We start from the raw sequence: 2838 nt of genomic DNA, 5'->3' as shown, positions 1-2838 counted from the left end.
TCAGTCGACAAATCAGGTGGCTGACCCACCGCATTCGCGAGCAAGCCCGCTCCCACATTTGGAATGTGTTGGATTTAGAAATGGGTGAAGGTCAGGCCGACCTTGTAGGTCGGGCCGTACTCTTCGTACTGGCCGTTGTAGCTGCGATGGCCGGTGTAGACGAAGTACGACTCATCCGTCAGGTTCTGCGCCTCGAAGCTCACTTGCAGGTTTTTGGTCAGTGAGTAGCGCGCGCTGAAATCCACAAAGGTCTGGGCATCGACGTGCAGGTCATGGGCCTTGTCGTTGATCGACGCCAGCTCGTACAGGTAGGCCGACTTGTAGTTGGCCGACAGGCGCAGGCTGAGCTTGTCGTCTTCCCAGCCAAGCATCAGGTTGCCGACCGTGTCCGACTGATTCGGCAGGCTGATGTTGCGCTTGCGGTTGCCGCCGCTGGCGCTGTCAAAGCCTTCGATATCGGCGCTGGAGCGGCTGAAGGTGGTGTTGGCGCCCACCAGCAAACCGTTCCACGGCGCCGGCAGCCAGTCGAACTTCTGCGAGTAGGCCAGTTCCAGGCCATAGAGCTTGGCGCTGTCGCCGTTGGCGAAGGTGTGGGCCTCGGAGAAGTTGGTCCAGGCGCCGGTGCCGGCGAGGTCGGTGTTGTAGACGAAATTCTTGATGTCCTTGTAGAACACGAACGCCGAGACGGTGCCGGCACGGCCCATGAAGTGCTCGATGCCCAGGTCCAGGTTGCTCGATTCCAGGGGCTTGAGGTCCGGGTTGCCGAAGGTGGCTTCGTCATCGTCGATCACAAAGCCCGGCGCCAGTTGGCCGAAGGTCGGGCGCACCACGGATTTGGTCCAGGCCGCGCGCACCTGGGTGTTCTTGTCGATCTGGTAGCGCGCATGCAGGCCCGGCAGCCAGTGGTGGTAGCGGCGTTTAGTGTCGGTGGCGGTGAACACGCCGTCGGTGGCGCCGGTGCCCTTGGCTTCGAACTCGGTGCCTTCGTAGCGCAGGCCGGCAATGAAGCGCCAGTCGTCGATATCGATGGTGTTCATCAGGTAGCCGGCGTTGATGTCTTCGCGGATGGTGAAGTCGTTGACCCGCGATTCGGTCTCGTCATAGAAGTCCGCCGCGTTGAGGCCGCCGATCAACTGCTTGATGCTGCTGGGGCTGATGCCGGGGCCGTAGTTGCCCAGGCGATAATCCACAGTGCCCTTCTGGAACTGGGTGAGGTTGAGCTGTTCGTCGCTGAACCCCAGCTCGTCGAAGTCCTTGTAGACCCAGGCTTCCAGGTCGTTGCTCTTGTGCCGGCGGCTGACCTTGCCGCCAAACTTGAACTGCGACGCGTAGCCGCTCAGGTCATAGTCGCGGGCCAGGTCCAGGCGCAGGTTTTTCTCGGTGTCCTTGGTGTTCTGTTTTTCCCAGTCGACCTTGTCGAGGGTGAAGTTGCTCGCGTCGTAGAAAGCGCTGCCGATGATCGGGCGCGGCTTGTCCTTGTCGTAGAAACCGCTGTTGGCGAAGTCGCCACCGTCAAAGGTCGCGCCGGCGATGTGCGCCGGGCTGTCTTCGCTGGACTGGCTGTAACCGGCCTGGCCGCTCAAGGTCCACAGGCCGAGCATGCGTTCGCCGCCAAACACGTAGGACTGGATTTCCTGGGTTTCTTCGCGGTTTTTCAGCTTGCGCTTGCCTTCGGCGTCCCCCAGTTCGCCCGGTGCCTGCGGGTCGGCAAATTCGATGCTGGTGGAGTTGCGGGTCTCGGTGTCCTTGTAGCGGCTGTAGAGGGTGCGCAGGTAATAGCTGCTGAGGTCATCGGGCTTGTAGTCGAAGTTCAGGCCGCCGCCGGCGCGTTCGCGGCTGATGTCGTAGTCGCGCTGTTCGAACTCGTTGAGCTTGGCGCCGTCAGTGAAGTCCCAGGCGCCGCCGGTTTCGACGTTGTCCGAGCCGAAGTCGCGCTTCTGCCAGCTGAGTGCGGCGGCCACGCCGAAGTTGTCGATGCCATCGCCCAGGCTGAAACGGTTGCTGGCGGCGCCGGAAAATTTAGGGCTGGTCTGGTGGGTGTTCTTGTCGTAGCTGGCTTCGCTGCTGCCGGTGTAGAACAGGCCCTTGTGGTCGAAGGCCGAGAGGCTTTGCACATCGACGGTGCCGCCGAGGGAGTTGGCGTCCATGTCCGGGGTCAGGGTCTTGATGATCGACAGCGACTGCACCAGTTCCGAAGGCAGCACATCGAGGGCCACGGCGCGGCGTGCGCTTTCCGGGGCGGGCACGAGGGTGCCGTTGATGGTCACGCTGTTGAGGTCCGGGCCCAGGCCACGCACGCTGACGAAGCGTCCTTCGCCCTGGTCGCGCTCGACGCTGACACCCGGCAGGCGCTGCACCGCTTCGGCGACGTTTTCATCCGGCAACTGGGCGACGCCGTCGGCGTGCACCACGCTCTTGATGCTGTCGGCGGTGCGCTGTGCTTTCAGCGCCGAATCGATCGCGGCGGCCTGGCCGACCACTTCGACGTGCTCGGTGGTGGCCGCTTCGGCCGCGTTGATCCGCTCGCTGGCCATGGCCAGGGCCAAGGCGGTAAGCGTGAAGCCGACGAGCCCGGTGCGCTTGTACATGCAATCCTCCCCAAGAATCCGTTGGCGCCAGGCAAGAGGCCCGGCAACTGGGAGGGCAAGCTAGGGGTGGGGGATGACGGTTCTGTGACAGGGGGTGGCTGTGAGCCGCGTAAACCGGGGTTTTGAGCGGGTTACAGCGCACAAATGAGCTGAAATGACCTCGGCTAAAGTGTTGGAGCTGCCTTATGTGGGAGCGGGCTTGCTCGCGAATGCGGTGGATCAGCTAGAACAGCTTTGACTGACACACTGC

1 protein-coding gene is annotated in these 2838 nt (G+C 62.7%); it reads right to left on the bottom strand.

Annotated features, from left to right (window positions below; all coding sequences use genetic code 11):
* Window positions 1–74: 74 nt before the first annotated feature.
* Window positions 75–2588: a TonB-dependent receptor gene (locus NUV89_RS28995; protein ID WP_257784018.1), complete on the bottom strand. Its 2514-nt coding sequence runs from the start codon at window positions 2586–2588 to the stop codon at window positions 75–77.
* Between the last annotated feature and the right edge of the window lie 250 nt (window positions 2589–2838).

This window comes from Pseudomonas sp. 18.1.10 (genome assembly GCF_024655625.1).
Classification (GTDB): domain Bacteria; phylum Pseudomonadota; class Gammaproteobacteria; order Pseudomonadales; family Pseudomonadaceae; genus Aquipseudomonas.
The sequence above is the reverse complement of the archived record's forward strand: the minus strand, read 5'-3'. Positions and strand labels throughout refer to the sequence as shown.